Consider the following 16846-nt stretch of genomic DNA (forward strand, 5'->3'; position numbering starts at 1 on the left):
CCTGGTAAGCAAGCCCCTGCGGTGCAAATAAGATTATTTTTCACGGTTGTTACTAATAGATTCATTAGTTTTTTGTTTAATTTTTTATGTATTCATCATCGTCTCCTCTCGCGATAGGAAAGCCCAAATCCTCCACCATCTGGCAAAAGCCCGGACTGTAGTAATGCTTTCCGGCGCATACCGCCCTCAGAAGCCGCCCCATTTCTTCGTTGGTATCGGTGGCCGCACAGTACCCAGCCAGATCACTATTGAAGGTGTGAATGAACTTGCACAAGTCCGGTTTATCAAAATGGATGACCGGCGAAAACAGGGCATTTTGCGCTCTGTACTGCTGAATCTGAAAGATGATTTCATGCGACAGGGCACTTGCATCCGCCAGGAGCACCAGCCGCTTAGGCAGAATACAATTGACCTTGCTGGCTCTCCGCCAAAAGGTTTCCCAATCCATCACCTGACGAGGTCGCCATGCGCTGTCACCCTGATCTGGTGTTGATAATGAAGGCCATATGCTATTGGCCGAATTGCCAAACAACCAGACATCCTGGGTACGTGTAAATAAATTGTTGCACATCTTGGGTTAGTAAGGACTGCGCTTTTGTCTTCACCCATCAGTCAGGTGGAGCGTCCATGTTTCAAAAAAACAGGCTGAAGCGGTGCGCCCCAACCTGTATTCGATTAACCCTTTTGCATTTTCGACCAATCGGCGAAGTGGCATTCCTGTTCGGTGAATTTGTAGCAACGCTGCAATTCGGCCTGCTTAGGCGTAAACTGGACCTGATAGCAGTTCTCGGCGGGGATTAATGTCAGCGGCTCGGTGGTGCCATCGGGCAGCAACACTGAGGCCGTGAAAGCTTTGATACCGTTCAAAACAGAACCTTTTTCGCGCAGACCATTTTCGAGTTCACCGAAGTAGCATTGCACCGTCATGGGTTCACCCACCTTACCGGCACCTTTCAGTTCGAGCCAATAGCTGTGGGCCTGGGTCAACAGGGGAAGCAGGGAAAGCAGCAGGACAGAAAGTGTAGTTTTCATTTTTTCTATTGTTAATTATCTGAAAATCAGAATACATTGGACATCTTTAACGGTACTGATACCGGCAAAACACCCCAAACAAGCTGCGTTGAGTCGTGCTGATTAGAGCCAACGCCGGGTCTGGGTTCGGTACGCCCGATACGCTTCCCCGTGCTGTCGTTCCAGAAACTCCTCCTCCAGACGTACCTGTAATTGCATGACCACATAGCCCACGCCCAACAGGCACAGCGTAACGGCATTGGGCAGCACCAGAAACAGCCCGCCAATGCCGACCAGCATACCCAGGAAGATTGGGTTGCGGGAATAGGCAAAGATGCCGGTGGTAACCAGCGTGGTTGGATGAGCCTCATCGATACCGATGCGCCACGACTGATTCATCTGGTGCTGGGCAAGCATAATCCACAACAGCGACAAAGCGACCAGTCCAACACCGGTTGCCCCGATCTTAGGTCCCTCCAGCCAGCGAATCGGAGTTAACCAGCCATACCCGTCGGTAAAGCAATACACCAGAATCGTACCCAGCAACAGGCCCATCAGTACCTTGAAAACCCGCCCTGCGTAATCATGCGCCGAGTCAGTGTTGCCAAACGTTAGTGGGTTGATGCCGGTCTGCTTTCACACCCGGTAGGTGGGCAGTACCAGTACAATACCGCCATATAACAGAAAAATAAGCCATAAATTCGGTTTGATGTACGTCTCCATTGAGTGTGTAGGTAGGCCAGCCCTGTAGGGACAGGGCTGGTGTGTGTTAACTACTTTCCATCAAATTTCAGATTCTGCACCCGCACGGCGTTCAGGATGGCCAGCATCGCCACACCTACGTCGGCGAAGACAGCCTCCCACATGGTGGCTACGCCCCCGGCTCCCAACACCAGCACGATGGCTTTGACTACCAGTGAGAGCGTAATGTTCTGCCAGACAATTCGACGCGTGGCCCGGCCAATCTCCACCGCCGTAGCAATTTTAGAGGGTTCGTCGTTCTGAATGATTACATCGGCGGTTTCGATAGTGGCATCCGAGCCAAGGCCCCCCATCGCCATGCCCACGTCGGCCAGGGCCACGACCGGCGCGTCGTTTACGCCATCACCCACGAAAGCCAGCTTCGCCGGGCGACGCTTCGCCTTTGGGTTAGCGGCTTGCTCTGCTTTGAGCCGTTCTACCTGGGCTACCTTATCTTCGGGTAACAGATCGCCGTGCCATTCGTCAATGCCTACCTGTTTGGCCACTATCTCGACAACAGCCGACTTATCGCCCGACAGCATCACGGTGCGAATGCCTTCGGCTTGCAGCCGTTTGACCGCGTCGGTAGCGTCGGGTTTGGCTTCGTCGGCGATGGTAAAGTAGCCCGCAAATGTCCCGTCGAGGGCGGTCATCACCACCGTGTAGGGAATCCGGGTCAGTGCCTCGTCGAACGCTACCCCGAACTTGCGGAGCAGTTTGGCATTGCCCACCAACATTTCTTTCCCATCGACGCGTCCTTTTAGCCCATGCCCGGCAATCTCCTCGACGGCTTCGACGGGTACGTTCCCGAAGGCGTTATCATCCCCGTTTACACGGGCGTACTCGATGACCGCTGTCGCGACCGGGTGGGTTGATTTACTTTCTAATGCCGCCGTGAGCCGGGCCAGCGTACCCGCGTCGATACCAACGGGGTTGACTTCCTGCACCCGGAACACGCCCTTCGTCAACGTACCGGTCTTGTCCATGACAACGGTTTTGACCTGCGTCATCAGGTCCAAAAATACCGAGCCTTTGAACAGGATACCCTGCCGCGACCCCGCCCCGATACCGCCGAAGTAGCCCAGCGGAATGGAGATCACCAGCGCACACGGACAGCCGATCACCAGAAACACCAGCCCCCGGTACAGCCAGTCGGCCAAGCGGTAGTCGGCGACGAAGAAATACGGTAGTACCGTAATCAGCACGGCCAGCAAACAGATGATGGGCGTGTATATCTTGGCGAAGCGGGCGATAAACTCCTGAGTCTGCGCCTTGCGGCCTGTCGCCTGCTGCACCAGCTTCAGGATGCGCGACAACTTGGAATCCTGATACGGAGTCGTTACGTCCATCTCCACCAGCGATTGCCGGTTGATCATGCCTGCCAGCACCGCTTCGCCCCGCCCGATGGTGCGCGGAACGCTCTCGCCCGTCAGAGCCGCCGTATCGAACGTACCCGAGTCGGAGCGCATCGTCCCATCCAGCCCGACTTTCTCGCCCGGCCTGATCTGGATCACCTCGCCGACGGCCACCGTCGCGGCCTTCACTACCTGGGCGTTGCCGTTTCTAAGCACCGTTACCTCGTCGGGCCGCACGTCCAGCAGGGCTTTGATGCTGCGACGCGCCCGCAGCACGGCGGCTTCCTGAAACAGTTCGCCGATAGTGTAGAACAGCATCACGGCCACGCCTTCGGGGTATTCGCGAATAGCGAACGCGCCGAGCGTCGCGACGCTCATCAGGAAAAATTCCGTGAAGACATCCCCCCGGCGAATGCTGCTCCACGCCCGGCGCAGCACCGGCCAGCCAACGGGCAGGTACGCCACGACGTACCAGATGAGTCGCCAGGGGTCGCCAAACCAGCCCGGCGCGTATTGATCCAGCCCGATGCCGCCCAGCAGCAGCACCAGACTACTGATAGCCGGAGCGTAGGTACGTACCGTTTGGAACGGCCCTTCTTTAGCCGGGGCCGCGTCGGCTGCGGGGGTAGTCCCTGCTTCAATGAGGTCTACGTCGTCGTGATTGTGTCCCTCGTGGTCGTGACTATGGTCGTGTGCCATTTCGCTTAGAATTCAATGAAAAAGTTGAGAATCGCCAGCCCAACGAGGGTCAGGCCGGTAATCAGGTTTTCGTAGTGCTCGAACCAGTGGGGGTTCACCCGTTGCAGTCCCCGCCGACCAATCGCGACCATCACCAGCATTCCCGACAGCGTGACGACGTTATAGATCAGGGCTACCAGCAGTACCGCCGACCAGCCCTTCGCGCCCGCGCTGAGGAAGTACGCTTCGATTTCCAGACAGGGCGAGAGAAACATGGCCAGCCCCAGCGAGAGTAGCAGGGCCGAAAACGAACGCGCTTTCCGCGCTGTGTCCGTATCGATGTGGTCATGCACGTGGCGGTGGCGCAGGTGTTGCATCAAATACCACAATCCTAACGCCAGGAGCAACAGCGGTATGGCTCGCTCCGAGAGGTCGTGGTAGTTTTCGGCCAGTTGCCAGCCCGCCAGGCTCACCAGTACACCCAGCAGCGTCGTGCTAATCGTGTGAGCCAGCCCCGCAATGGTCGTTACCGTCAACGTCTGCCGAAGGCTCCACCGTTCGGTTTGCCCAATGGTGACGAAGGGGAGCCAATGGCTGGGAATCAGCGCGTGAAGCAGGCTCAGGGTCAGGCTACCAATCAGAATACTGTCCATCGTCCTGTCTGTTTAGTGCGCGTGTCCTTCTTCTTCCCCACTGGCCGCTTTGAGCTGCGACAGCAGCGCGTAGGCCCCCTTCACCACTACCCGTGACTTCGCTATATCCAGATTGCCCGGCAACGTCACCTGCGAATAGCCGCCTTCGGTTACGCCCCGGCGCACGGGTATTTGTTTAAACCGCGACGGTGGATCGGATGCTTCATGCTCTTCCTTCTCTGACTGTTCAGCTTCTCCTTCCTCGTGGTGATGTGCTGCCTGATCGTCGGTCTCGATAAAGATGTAATCTTTTCCCTCCGCCGACACGATGGCCCCTTCGGGCAGGGCCGTAACCCGGCTGTTACCGAGGTCTAAACTCGCTTTCAGAAACGTGTTCGGCACCAACCGGGCATCGGATTGGTCAAGCCGCACAACCACCCGAACGGAACGGTCTGCGTCGATGGCCCGGTTGATAAAGCTGATGCGTCCCAAACGCTCCCGGCCCCCTTCGTTGTTGAGTACGATGCTCACCCGCTGGCCTTCGCGCAACTGGGGCAAATCCTTTTCGAATACCGTCAGTTCGGCATACAAACCCTGGCTGCTGGTAAGGCGGGCAATCACGTCGGCGGGCTGCACGTACTGCCCGGCCACGGCGGGTACGTCGGTCACGACGCCCGCCACGGGAGCGGTAACGACGTAGCCGGCACTGAATTTTCCCGCTAATGCCGACTGGGGCGACAGGCCCACCAGCCGGATGCGCTGGGCCAGCCCCGTCACGCGGGCGCGGGTCGCCCTCAGATCGGCGGTGGTTTGCTGCAACACCTTCAGGGCACTGACGTTCTCGCGGCTCAGTTCCTGCTGGCGGGCAAACTCGGCTTCGAGGTACGTCAGGCGGCTGTGGGTTTCGGCGTATTCCTGCTGCACCCCGATCAGGTCGGGGTTTTCAATGCGGGCCAGGACCTGCCCCTTCCGCACGGGCTGGCCGGGTAGCAGGGGGATGGCCCGTACAAACCCGCCTTGCAGGGCCGTGATGTTCACCTGGCTCTGAGCCGGCACGGCCAATCGGCCATTGACCTGTAGCGTCTGGCCGAGGTTGCGGTATTCGACGCTGCCTACTGCTATGGCGGCAATACGTCGCTGATCGTCGGTCAGTTCGACCACATCCGTCGGGCCTTCTTCGTGGGGATGCTCGGCTTCCCCGGTTGGTTTTGCCGCGTCGCCGGTGCGCTGCTGGCAGGCCATCGGTACAGCCAGTAAGCTGAACAATAGGGCGATAAATGATACACTTCGTCTGAAAATCATGGATTCAGTGGGGTTATGGCAGGCCCAGAAGTTGCTCCAGTTGGACGACCGCCTGATTGTATTGATTGATCGTATCTAAATAGCCCGACTGCGTCTGGTAGGCGCGGGTCAGGGCCTGGCTGTAGTCTAAATAACCGGCTTCACCGGCCCGGAACGCCTTTTCGGCTCCCTCGGCCAGTCGGCGGGCAACGGGCAGGCCGGTCTGCTCATAATAGGTCAGGCTCGCCTGCTGCTTGCGTACCTCCTGCACAACGGCGGCCAAATTGCCTTGCAGATTCCGCTGGTTAAAGTCGAGTGCGGCTTCGGCGAGTTGCTGCCCCAGCCGGGCCGATTCGATGCGGGCGCGCTGAGCTTTCTGAAACAGCGGAATCGCCACGCCCACCTGCACCCCATGAAACCGCCTTCCCGCGCCAAAATACCGGTCCTGCCCGTCGATGTTCTGCATACCGATCAGTGACTGATTGAAGTAGCCCACCGAATAATCGGGCCGTAAACGGGCCTGCTCGACGGCGATTTGCCCCCCGGCAATGAACACCTGCTGCCGCAGCAAAGCCAGGGTCGGGTTCTGGGCCAGGGCCGAATCGGTCAGCAACGGTAGTGGGCGACGTGCCAGCGGGCTGGTCGGGAGCGTTAACGGACTCGTCGTATTAAGCAGCGTTTGCAGACTTGTCAGGGCAATTTGCCGGTCGGCTTCGGTCAGGGCCAGTTGGTTGCGTAGTTCGCCGATGAGGTTGTCGGCGGTGGCTACTTCGAGTGCCGTCCCCTCGCCGGTGCGCTGCCGCACTTCAGTGGCCCGGCGAAAGGCGACGAGCAGACTATCCTGCCGGGCCAATAGGTTGAGCCGTTCAATGAGGTACGTTAGTTCCAGGTACGTGCCTTTTACCCGCGCCCTTAGCTCGGTTTGGGTCAACTGGCGTTGTAATTCACCCCCCCGGATGGTTGCATCGGCCAGTCGTTCCAGCCCCCGGATCAGCTTGCCGTTGGGAATACTTTGGGAGATGGTAAGGTTGTTATCCCAATTAAGCGAATTGTACTGCCCGCTCACCAGCGATACGTCGGTCCGGCCAATGTCGCGGGCCGTGCGCCGGGCGGTTTGCTGGATAGCGATGTTCAGGCTGCTCACCCGGCTTGACCCATTATTGGCAATTGCCTGGTTCAAAGCCGCTTCGAGCGTCAGCGGGCCGGTCGTTGGGTTGCCCGTGTTGCCCGTCGGGGGCGTTTGCGCCTGGGCCGACAGGCCAAGTCCACCCAGCAACGTACCTACCAGCAGCCAGCTCGTCGCGGGCGCAGGGCGGGGTACGTTGCCCGATTTCTTCGCGCCCCAGCGGGTTTGCTCCCACCAGTAGAGGCAGGGCAGGACCAGCAGGGTCAGCAACGTAGCCGATACCAGCCCACCGATGACGACCGTAGCCAGCGGGCGTTGCACTTCGGCCCCGGCGGTCTGGGCCAAGGCCATCGGCAGAAACCCGAGCGAAGCCACCAGCGCGGTCATCATCACGGGCCGCAGCCGGGTAGCCGTGCCTTGCAGAATAATCGTCCGTAAATCAGCCAGGCCCCCTGCTTTGAGGTGATTGAACTCCCCGATCAGCACGATGCCGTTGAGCACCGCTACGCCAAACAGAGCAATGAAGCCCACGCCCGCCGAAATACTAAAGGGCATATCCCGGAGCCAGAGGGCAACTACGCCCCCGATGGCCGACAGCGGAATGGCCGAGAAGATCAGCAGGCTTTGCCGTACCGAGCCGAAGGTGAAGAACAGCAGGAGGAAAATCAGTCCCAGGGCGACGGGTACGGCGATGCTCAGGCGGTCTTTGGCTTCCTGAAGGTTCTGAAACTGGCCGCCGTAGGTCACGTAGTAGCCGGGGGGCAGCTTTACCTGGCTGTCCAACTTCTGCTGCAACTCGCGCACGACACTTTCTACGTCACGTTCGCGCACGTTGAAGGCTACCGTAATGCGCCGTTGGGCATTCTCGCGCTGAATCTGGTTGACGCTGTTCTGAAACGATACGTCGGCGATCTGACCTAACGGCACTGCCTGATTATTAACCGTCGTCACCAATAGGTTCTGCACATCTTCAAGTCGTTGGCGGCTTTGTTGCTGCAACCGCACCACCAGGTCATAGCGTCGTTCGCCTTCGTACACCAGCCCCGCCGAGGCCCCCGCGAAGGCGGCCTGCAAACTTCGATTGGCCTCCTCAATGCTCATCCCGAAGCGAGCCAGGGCATCCCGGTCGAACCTGACCACAATCTGCGACAACCCCGATACCTGCTCGACGTAGAGGTCTTTGGCCCCTGGCACCGTGCTGACCACCCGGCCAATGCGGGCGGCATAGTCGGCCAGAATCCCCAAATCCTCGCCGTAGAGCTTCACGGCTACGTCCTGCTTGACGCCCGTCATCAACTCGCTGAAGCGCATCTGAATGGGTTGGAGAAAGCCGAAACTCACCCCCGGTATCTGCTCTAATTTGGCCTGCATCTTTTCGGCCAATTCCTCCCGGCTGTTGGCCGAAGTCCATTCCCTGCGGTCTTTCAGAATCACCATCAGATCAGTGGCTTCGATGGGCATGGGGTCGGTGGGAATCTCACCCGCGCCGGTTTTGCCGACCACCTCAATGACTTCCGGGAAGTTTTGTTTGAGCACCCGTCCGGCCTGTAACGCGGCATCCGACGATTGGGCCAGCGAGGAGCCGGTCATCACGCGGGTTTCCACCGCAAAATCGCCCTCGTCCAATTGCGGAATGAACTCGCCCCCTAACCGGCTAAAGACGAATAGCGAAACGGCGAACAGGGCGACCGACAGCCCGACGACGATACCCTTGTGGTTTAATGTCCAGCGGATAGCCGGGTCGTAGAGCCGGTGGAAGAAGGCCATGATCCGGTCGGAGATAGTGCGGGTTCCTTCACGCACAGGTTTCTTGCTGAGCAACAGGGCCGACACCATCGGTACGTAGGTCAGGGAAAGGATGAAGGCCCCGGCAATGGCAAAGGCGACGGTCTGGGCCATCGGGCGAAACATCTTGCCCTCGATGCCGACCAGGGCCAGAATGGGCAGATAGACGATCAGGATGATGATTTCACCGAACGCTGCCGACGAGCGGATGCGGCTGGCCGATTCATACACTTCTTCGTCCATTTCGGCCTGGGTCAGGTTATGCCTATAGTTCTTCAGGGCGATGTGGTGCAGGGTGGCCTCGACGATAATGACGGCCCCGTCCACGATCAGCCCAAAGTCGATGGCACCTAAGCTCATCAGGTTGCCCGACACGCCGAAGAGGTTCATCATCGAGACGGCAAAAAGCATCGACAAAGGGATGACCGACGCGACGACCAAACCCGCCCGCCAGTTACCCAGCATCAGCACCAGCACGAACACCACGATCAGGGCACCTTCGATGAGGTTGCGCTCGACGGTACCGATGGCGCGGTTGACGAGTTTGGTGCGGTCTAAAAAGGCGTGAATCTCAACCCCTTCGGGCAGCGATTTTTTGATCTGCTCGATGCGGGCCTTGACGTTGCCGATCACTTCGGACGAATTGGCCCCCTTGAGCATCATCACGATGGCCCCCACGACCTCGCCTTCGTCGTTTCGGGTCATGGCTCCGTAGCGAATCGCCGAGCCGAACTGCACTTGCGCCACGTCGCGTACCAGCACGGGTACGCCCTCATCGGTTCGGCGCACGACGATCTTGCCGATGTCTCCTAACGTGCCGATTAGCCCTTCGGAGCGGATAAAGTAGGCGTTGGGCCGACGGTCGATGTAAGCCCCGCCCGCGTTCTGGTTGTTGCGTTCGAGGGCGGTGAACAATTCGTCCATCGTTACGCCGGTCGCCCGGAGCCGCTGCGGATCGACGGCCACCTCGTACTGTTTCAACAGGCCCCCGAAACTACTTACGTCAGCCACGCCCTTGGTGCCCAACAGTTGCCGCCGAACGATCCAGTCCTGAATCGAGCGCAGTTCCATACCGTTATAGCGTTTTTCGTAGCCGGGTTTCGCCCGAATCACGTACTGGTAGATTTCGCCAAGCCCCGTCGTGACGGGAGCCAGTTCGGGGTTGCCCGCACCGGCTGGTATCTGGGCGCGGGCCTGTTGCAGTCGTTCAAAGACCTGCTGGCGGGCTGTTAGTACGTCAACCGCATCGGTAAAAACGATGGTGACGACAGATAAACCGAAGCGGGAAATGGAACGTACCTCGACCAGATCGGGCAGGGTGGCCATTGTCTGCTCGATGGGAAAGCTAATGAGCCGCTCTACGTCGGGGGCCGACAGGGCCGGGCTTTGGGTGATGACCTGCACCTGATTGTTGGTGATGTCGGGCAGGGCATCGATGGGCAGTCGGGTCAGCGAATAGCCACCCCACACGACGAGCGCGAGGGTGAACAGCCCGATGATAAGCTTATTTTGAATGGAAAAATAGATGAGTCGATCCAGCATGATCGTGTCTGAACAAATGGACAATAGGAAGCTGCCGAACGCGCACAGACCGCCTAACTACGCTGGTTAGGGCATAGTAAAGCAGTCCATCGCAAACGGCGAAGGGTGTTCAGACCCGGTGTTTGGGGGGTTGCCAGATGGCCGTAATTGGGTCGAGGGGATGTTCCGGCGCGTCGCTAAATGCAGCGACAAAGGTCAATAGCGTCTCGACCGGGGTGGAAGGGGTGTACTGGAAGCGGGGGACTACGGTAATCGTCGTGGCGCAGCAGGCGCAGGTACAGAACGGCGTGCACGTATCGTGTTCGTGGTGCTGAGACCGCTCCGAGTCGTGAGCCAATGCCGACACCACAGCCGACCCGGCCTGCTCGCTGGTAAGCAGGGGTTCATCTGCACAGGGCCACAGCGAAAGGGCCAGCAGATAAAGGGCCAGTAGGGTAGTGAGCCACTTCACGGCGGCAAAGGTACGTAAACAACTTGTGCAACAGGGAGTCAAAAAGAAAGCTGAATTATAGAAGCCGCACACTTTTCAGGGGTACGGCTTCTATAGTCCTTACTCATACCTGCGTGTCAAGCCGACATTCCCATCATAGCTCGGCAGGCCTCGGCGCACCGCCGACACGCTTCGGCGCACTGCCGGCAGTGGTCCATGTGGTCGGCGTGTTTTTCACACTCCTCGGCGCAGGCTTCGCAGATTTGGGCGCACAGTTCACAGACCTGCTGGGCAAACCCACTGCCCGAAGCCATAAACGAAACTGCTGTGTAACATAGTTTGGCACAGTCGCGGTCCAGTTCGATGCAGCGGGCCATCATCTGTACGTCCTGCTCGTGGAGGCAGGCGTTGGCGCAGGCATCACAGGAAACCGCGCAGTCCTGACAGGCTTCAATACAAGCCTGATACTGTTGAGGTGCTAAGGTCGTTGCCATTCGTTGAGAAAAGTTGGTTTTCGATTTAACTGAGTAGTCTGCAATAGGTTAAAAGGACGAGGCCATAGAATCAGGATTTGACCTTATTCCATAAATTTTGTAATACACCCGAATAATCCTGTAAAGTATCTATTCACGAAAGCCACTACCTTTGTTCCCGTAATCGTGTATCCTGATGAGAGCACCCCTCTATACCCGTATCGTCTGTTGCTGGCTGGCCCTGTTGGTCCTGCTTACCAGCACGGGCTTTGGTATGGTGGAGCACTGGTGCCAGATGCGCGGTCATTCGAAGTCGCTGCTGACAGTTGCCAAGGTGTGTCCTAAACCCTGTCAGTCAGAAGACGGGTCGACTACGACACCCAGTGGCCCGGTCGTGAAGAAGCAGGCCTGCTGCAAGACGACATTGAGTTATGAACACCTCGATGTAAGCAGCTTCGTGGCCGATTACCACCCTCTCCCGGCTCCGGTAACAGCAGAATTTATACCTAATTCTGCTTTTCATTTCCTGCTGGCAGCACTCCTGGTGGTTCCCAACGCTGAACCTCCGCTGCCGGCGGCCGAAACCCCGCTTCATCGAACGGGGCGTTTCCGGCAGATTTCCCTTTGTACCTGGCTGATTTAGGCCTCCTTTTTCCTAATCGACTTATCCTTGACCCCTCTTTGTAACGGTCGAGGATGAGCCGTTGGTGTTGCTGTATGCCCATTTCTGGTTCAGCACATCCTTTCAGCTTTCGGGCCAATAGTGGGCAAGTTTGTCCCAGCCCTGTTCTCCTGCTTCCCCGATCAACTCCTGTTAACACCGAGTGCCTGCGGTCATTCAGGCGCACTGTACTCTTATGCGTACACCCCTTCTTGTAGGCTTTTGCCTGCTGGCCCTGCTAATCTCCCCACGGTTTGTTCAGGCGCAACTGAATCTTCCGGAACCCAGCCCTCCAGCTACGGTGAAGCAGCGAATCGGCTTTACCGACCTGACCATTGCTTATTCCCGCCCCGCTGCGAGGGGGCGCGTGATCTTCGGCGGACTGGTACCTTATGGTGAACTGTGGCGCACGGGAGCATCCGACGCGACTATCCTGACGCTGACCGACCCGGTCACGCTGGCGGGCAAACCCCTGCCAGCCGGGAGCTACTCCCTGTTTACCATTCCCGGCCGAATGGAGTGGACGGTTGTGCTTAACAGCCATGTAGGCGGGCACGGGCTGGATGGCTACGACCCCAAAAATGATGTCATGCGGTTTGTGGTTAAAGCCGACTCCTCGCAGCGCTTCTATGAGTCGTTCACCATTGAGGTAGGCGACATCGTCCGCAACCAGGCCAACCTGTATCTACTCTGGGCCAATACGTCGGTACGCTTCCCCTTAGTCAGCAATGCAGACGACCGGATTACGGCTGAAATTTTAAACCGTATCAATGTCAAAAAGGAGGATAAGCCCGGTCTGTATTACCAGGCGGCTCTTTATTACTTCGATCAGGAAAAGGATACGAAGCAGGCATTGGCCTGGGCTTCTCGTGCTGTGGCCTTGAACCCCGCGTTCAATTACCTCCACCTTCAGGCCAAGCTGCTGGCCCGTGCTGGCGACTACAAACAAGCTATCAATGCGGCTCGCCTGTCGGCAGAAGCGGCCCGAAAAGAGAAGTTCAACGACTACGTCACGCTCAACAACCGGCTCATTGCCGAATGGGAAAAGAAACTTTAAACCCTTTAAAACAACCCATCTCATGCACAAGAATAACATCGTGCGAACGACACTACTCTTCCTGCTGGTGCTGACGCCTATGCTGCTGGTGGCGCAGTCGAACTACAAGCAACCCATGACCATCGATGCCAAGGGGTTAGTCCGGGATGCCGGTGGTAAAACCATCGGTATGGTCACTAAAGATCAGATTATCAAAGACGCCAACGGGCAGAAGCTCGCCTTTGTGGACGGTCAGGGCAATCTGGTCGATGCCAGGACTGGCAAAAAAATGGGGCGTATGGGGAAAGATGGTAAGACCTACTACGATGCCACGGGGCAACTCTTGTTTACCGTCAACGATGTGGACGGGCCTACCTGCGACATTATCAACGCTAAAGGGGAGAAGATTGGCAATGTTCACGACAACTTGAAGGGAACGGCCTGTGCACTGCACTGCTTTCAGAGCGGCCACACCCACAAGCACTAACTTTTTTATTCTGATGAATCGGCAACACTTTCTCCGAACCCTCGGGCTGGGTACGGTCGCTACGTTGAGTGGTCAGGCCCTGCTGACGGGCTGCAACACGCACGACATGAGTGGCATGGATGCCGCCGAAACGGCTCCAACAATCAACGAGCTACCGTTCGACACGCCCCTGCGCTTTCCCGAAACCGTAAACGGCACCACCACGCTGTCGGCCCGTGCCGCCACCGAATCAATGCTTAAGGGAAAAGCTGGTCGGGTACTGGGCTACCGCGAAGGGGTGCTGGGACCTACCATTCGGGTAAGCAGCGGTACCGACGTCAGTCTGCGCTTTCAGAATAATCTGACCGAGAAAACCAACATCCACTGGCATGGCCTGCTGGTGCCGGCCGCAATGGATGGTCATCCTACGCAGATGGTAGCCGCCGGACAATCGTTCACCTATTCGTTTCGGCTCAATCAGGCCGCTACGATGGCGTGGTATCACCCACACCCCCACGAGAAAACCGCCAAACAGGTGCATCAGGGGCTGGCGGGCTTGTTTATCGTCGAAACACCCGCCGAGAAAGCCCTTGGCCTACCCTCAGGGGCCTACGAACTGCCGCTGGTCATTCAGGACAAACGCTTAGATGCGACCGGTACGCCCACCTACGCCCCCACCATGAACGACGTGATGATGGGGTATATGGGGGAAACCGTGACGGTCAATGGCGTGGCCGGTGCCCTCCATAACGTCGCTACCCGGTTTTACCGATTACGAATCGTCAACGGCTCCAATGGTCGTCTGTACAACCTGGCTCTGAGCAACGATAGCCCATTCTGGCTTATCGGGACCGACGGGGGGCTGCTGGCGGCTCCCGAATCGGTGACCTCCCTGCTGTTGGCTCCCGGTGAGCGGGCCGACCTGCTGGTCGATTTCTCCAAAGCAACGGTCGGCACGGAGGTCTTTCTGCGGAGCAATCCATTCGGTGGTGCCTCCGCGCAGGGCCGTCAGGGCTTCAACATCCTTCGGTTTGTCGTTAACCGCACAGAAGCCGAGCCGTTTCGACTGCCTGCTTCGCTGGGTACTGCTCCCACGCTATCAGCCGGTGCCGCTACACAAACACGCACGTTCAATATTGGGGTAGCCATGAGCGGCATGAACATGGGGGCCATGAAGGGGATGCACACCATCAACGGAAAGGTGTACAGCATGAACCGGGTGGATGAGCAGGTAAAGTTGGGTGCCACCGAAATCTGGGAGTTCGACAATAGCGCGGGCGACGAGCCGCACCCCATGCACCTGCACGGTACATTCTTTCAGGTGCTGAGCCGCACTGGAGGCCGTAATGCCCTCACCGCCACCGAGAAGGGCCTGAAAGATACGGTCCTGGTCATGCCCGGCGAGCGGGTGCGGATTCTGACGCAGTTCAACACGCCCGGCCTGTTTGTTTTCCACTGCCATAACCTCGAACACGAAGACGACGGCATGATGCTCAACTACAGCGTGAGCTAATCTGCGCTTCTGAATTTGTCAATTTTTCACTAAAACCAACAAGTCATATTTCCATGAAAACCGCTCGTTTCCTGCTTGCAGCCATGACTGCGCTGACCGTTTCGCTGACCGCTGCGGCCCAGAACACTACCCCGGCCCTGACGGCCTACTACGGCGTCAAAGATGCGCTGGTGGCAACTAACGGGGCCAAAGCCAAAACCGGGGCCAGTACCTTAGTAGCCGCACTGGGTAAAGTCGATGCCGCCAAACTCGCTGCCAGCGAGAAAAAGGCACTGGCTACCGCCAAAAGCAAAGCCGCTGCCATCAGCAAGACCGACGACGTTGATACGCAGCGTGCAGCGTTTGAAGGCTTATCGACCAGCATGATTGCGCTGGCCAAAGCGACTAAACCCGCCAAAACGTTCGTGCAGTTCTGCCCGATGGCCGCTGAGGGCAAGGGCGCGTCATGGCTCAGCGACAAGCGTGAGGTACGTAACCCCTATTACGGCGATAAGATGCTGAAGTGCGGGTCGGTGAAAGAAGAGATCTAACCCTAAATCACCCCGGAAGCAGCCGACAGAACTGCTTCCGGGGAACTTCTATCAGCGATGGCTCAACAGGAAATTTATATTAAAAATATGGTCTGCGACCGCTGCATCTGGGTAGTGCGCCGGGAGTTGGAAAGACTTGGTTATACCGTATCCCAGATTGAACTGGGCCGGGCCGTGATTGACGACCGGGGCGACGCTCGCCTGCCCATAGATCTGACCACTATCGGCCCTATGCTTCAGGAGCATGGCTTTGCGTTGCTAACTGATAAAACAACCCGGGTGGTAAATCAGGTTAAGACGCTGATCATCGACCTGATTCACGGCGGACGGGTAGCCGAGCTTCGGACAACGCTCTCAGATTACCTGTCTGAAAACGTAGGAATGGATTACGCCCATTTGAGCCATTTGTTTTCTACAACTGAGAATCTGACCATTGAAAAGTTTTGGATTATGCAGCGGGTCGAGCGGGCCAAAGAACTGCTCAGCTACGACGAAATATCAATTAGCGACATTGCCCGTCAGTTAGGGTATAGTAGCGTGGCTTACCTGACCAATCAGTTCAAACAAATCACAGGATTGACACCGGCTGCCTACCGCAGCCGGAATACCAATGATCGCAATTCCATCGACTGGATTTGACTGTTATATGATTGACAACCACGTTAAACGATTATAAAATGGTATCCTTATTCATTCGGCTTTCGCTTCCCATCTGGCTGAGCGTAACCGGTTTCAACGTAGTGGCCCAGCACAATGCCCACACATCACCCTATCAGGCCGAAGCGGGCCGGACCATTAAAACCCTGTCGGAAGCAGACATTAGCGGCTACCTCAACGGACGGGGCATGGGCCTGGCCAAAGCGGCTGAACTAAACGGGTATCCGGGACCGATGCACGTACTGGAACTGGAAAAGGAATTGGCACTAACCGCCACCCAAAAAGCCCAAATGCAAATGGCCTACAACGTCATGCACGAGCGGGCCGTGGTCCTCGGCAAACAGATTGTCGAGCAGGAAACCGCCCTGAACCGGCTGTTTTCGGCCAATGAGGCTACGCCGGAAGCGGTACAAACGACGGTCGAGAAGCTGGCACAGCTTCAGGGGCAGCTTCGGCTGACCCACCTCGACGCACACCTGAAAGCCAAACAAATATTGGCGGTAGAACAGGTAAACCAGTACAATCGGCTTCGGGGCTATACGAAGTAAAAATTGCAACAGAGGGCCGGAATTGTGTAATGCACCGACCCGGCCCGGTAGCGACTTTTGCAGGGTAATTCAGACAAACCTGTAAACAGTCATGGAAACAATTAAACTCAAAACCAACATCAAGTGTGGGGGCTGTGTGGCAACGGTGACGCCTTTTTTAAACCAGACGGTTGGGGACGGCAACTGGCAGGTGGACACGCAAAACCCCGATAAAGTGCTGACGGTAACGACGGAGGAGGCCACGCCCGAAACCGTGCAACAGGCCGTTCAGCAGGCGGGTTTCAAGGCCGAACCACTGTCCTGAGTGGACACTACGTTCTGCCGAAAGCCGCCACACCGGGCGGCTTTTTTGTTGCCGCCTTCACCAAAACAACCTGGCAG

General features: G+C 57.4%; 17 protein-coding genes. 8 read left to right on the forward strand and 9 right to left on the reverse strand.

All coding sequences use genetic code 11. From position 1 onward, the window contains the following. Window positions 1-76 precede the first annotated feature (76 nt). The 9 genes from F5984_RS24340 to F5984_RS24380 form a co-directional block, all read right to left on the reverse strand. Window positions 77-571 carry a hypothetical protein gene (locus F5984_RS24340; RefSeq protein WP_019991110.1) on the reverse strand — a complete coding sequence of 165 codons (495 nt, stop codon included), beginning with the start codon at window positions 569-571 and terminating at the stop codon, window positions 77-79. Window positions 572-675: 104 nt separating this feature from the next. Further along, window positions 676-1032 (reverse strand): hypothetical protein, encoded by a 357-nt coding sequence (locus F5984_RS24345; RefSeq protein WP_019991111.1) that lies wholly within the window; start codon window positions 1030-1032, stop codon window positions 676-678. 102 nt (window positions 1033-1134) lie between these two features. Next, window positions 1135-1566: a methyltransferase family protein gene (locus F5984_RS24350; RefSeq protein WP_019991112.1), complete on the reverse strand. Its 432-nt coding sequence runs from the start codon at window positions 1564-1566 to the stop codon at window positions 1135-1137. A gap of 218 nt (window positions 1567-1784) precedes the next feature. Beyond that, on the reverse strand, window positions 1785-3806 hold the full coding sequence (locus tag F5984_RS24355; protein WP_152126793.1) for a heavy metal translocating P-type ATPase: 2022 nt from the start codon (window positions 3804-3806) through the stop codon (window positions 1785-1787). A 5-nt stretch (window positions 3807-3811) separates the two neighbouring features. Continuing rightward, window positions 3812-4438 carry a hypothetical protein gene (locus F5984_RS24360; protein ID WP_019991114.1) on the reverse strand — a complete coding sequence of 209 codons (627 nt, stop codon included), beginning with the start codon at window positions 4436-4438 and terminating at the stop codon, window positions 3812-3814. 12 nt (window positions 4439-4450) lie between these two features. Further along, window positions 4451-5719: an efflux RND transporter periplasmic adaptor subunit gene (locus tag F5984_RS24365; RefSeq protein ID WP_019991115.1), complete on the reverse strand. Its 1269-nt coding sequence runs from the start codon at window positions 5717-5719 to the stop codon at window positions 4451-4453. 13 nt (window positions 5720-5732) lie between these two features. Then, window positions 5733-10151, reverse strand: a complete 4419-nt coding sequence (locus F5984_RS24370) for a CusA/CzcA family heavy metal efflux RND transporter (RefSeq protein ID WP_019990914.1) — start codon at window positions 10149-10151, stop codon at window positions 5733-5735. 109 nt (window positions 10152-10260) lie between these two features. Continuing rightward, the gene (locus tag F5984_RS24375) at window positions 10261-10602 is read right to left on the reverse strand and encodes a DUF6660 family protein (RefSeq protein WP_019990915.1); all 342 of its coding nucleotides are present in this window, start codon (window positions 10600-10602) and stop codon (window positions 10261-10263) included. A gap of 116 nt (window positions 10603-10718) precedes the next feature. After that, window positions 10719-11075 (reverse strand): four-helix bundle copper-binding protein, encoded by a 357-nt coding sequence (locus F5984_RS24380; protein WP_019990916.1) that lies wholly within the window; start codon window positions 11073-11075, stop codon window positions 10719-10721. Window positions 11076-11250: 175 nt separating this feature from the next. On the opposite strand from F5984_RS24380, the gene F5984_RS24385 reads away from it, so the two are divergent. From F5984_RS24385 to F5984_RS24420, 8 genes are all read left to right on the forward strand, one after another. Beyond that, window positions 11251-11697 carry an HYC_CC_PP family protein gene (locus F5984_RS24385; RefSeq protein WP_019990917.1) on the forward strand — a complete coding sequence of 149 codons (447 nt, stop codon included), beginning with the start codon at window positions 11251-11253 and terminating at the stop codon, window positions 11695-11697. A 214-nt stretch (window positions 11698-11911) separates the two neighbouring features. Next, window positions 11912-12772 carry a DUF2911 domain-containing protein gene (locus tag F5984_RS24390; RefSeq protein ID WP_019990918.1) on the forward strand — a complete coding sequence of 287 codons (861 nt, stop codon included), beginning with the start codon at window positions 11912-11914 and terminating at the stop codon, window positions 12770-12772. A gap of 22 nt (window positions 12773-12794) precedes the next feature. Next, window positions 12795-13238, forward strand: coding sequence for a 5-fold beta-flower protein (locus F5984_RS24395; protein ID WP_019990919.1), 444 nt, complete (start codon window positions 12795-12797; stop codon window positions 13236-13238). Between the two features lie 13 nt (window positions 13239-13251). Next, on the forward strand, window positions 13252-14730 hold the full coding sequence (locus F5984_RS24400; RefSeq protein WP_019990920.1) for a multicopper oxidase family protein: 1479 nt from the start codon (window positions 13252-13254) through the stop codon (window positions 14728-14730). A 53-nt stretch (window positions 14731-14783) separates the two neighbouring features. Next, window positions 14784-15260 carry a DUF3347 domain-containing protein gene (locus F5984_RS24405; protein ID WP_019990921.1) on the forward strand — a complete coding sequence of 159 codons (477 nt, stop codon included), beginning with the start codon at window positions 14784-14786 and terminating at the stop codon, window positions 15258-15260. Window positions 15261-15317: 57 nt separating this feature from the next. Continuing rightward, window positions 15318-15899, forward strand: coding sequence for a helix-turn-helix domain-containing protein (locus tag F5984_RS24410; RefSeq protein WP_019990922.1), 582 nt, complete (start codon window positions 15318-15320; stop codon window positions 15897-15899). A gap of 38 nt (window positions 15900-15937) precedes the next feature. Next, a complete protein-coding gene (locus F5984_RS24415; protein ID WP_019990923.1) occupies window positions 15938-16465 on the forward strand; it encodes a Spy/CpxP family protein refolding chaperone in 528 nt (175 codons plus the stop codon). 91 nt (window positions 16466-16556) lie between these two features. Beyond that, the gene (locus tag F5984_RS24420; protein WP_019990924.1) at window positions 16557-16769 is read left to right on the forward strand and encodes a heavy-metal-associated domain-containing protein; all 213 of its coding nucleotides are present in this window, start codon (window positions 16557-16559) and stop codon (window positions 16767-16769) included. Window positions 16770-16846 lie beyond the last annotated feature (77 nt).

The organism is Rudanella paleaurantiibacter (assembly GCF_009184635.1).
GTDB lineage: Bacteria > Bacteroidota > Bacteroidia > Cytophagales > Spirosomataceae > Rudanella > Rudanella paleaurantiibacter.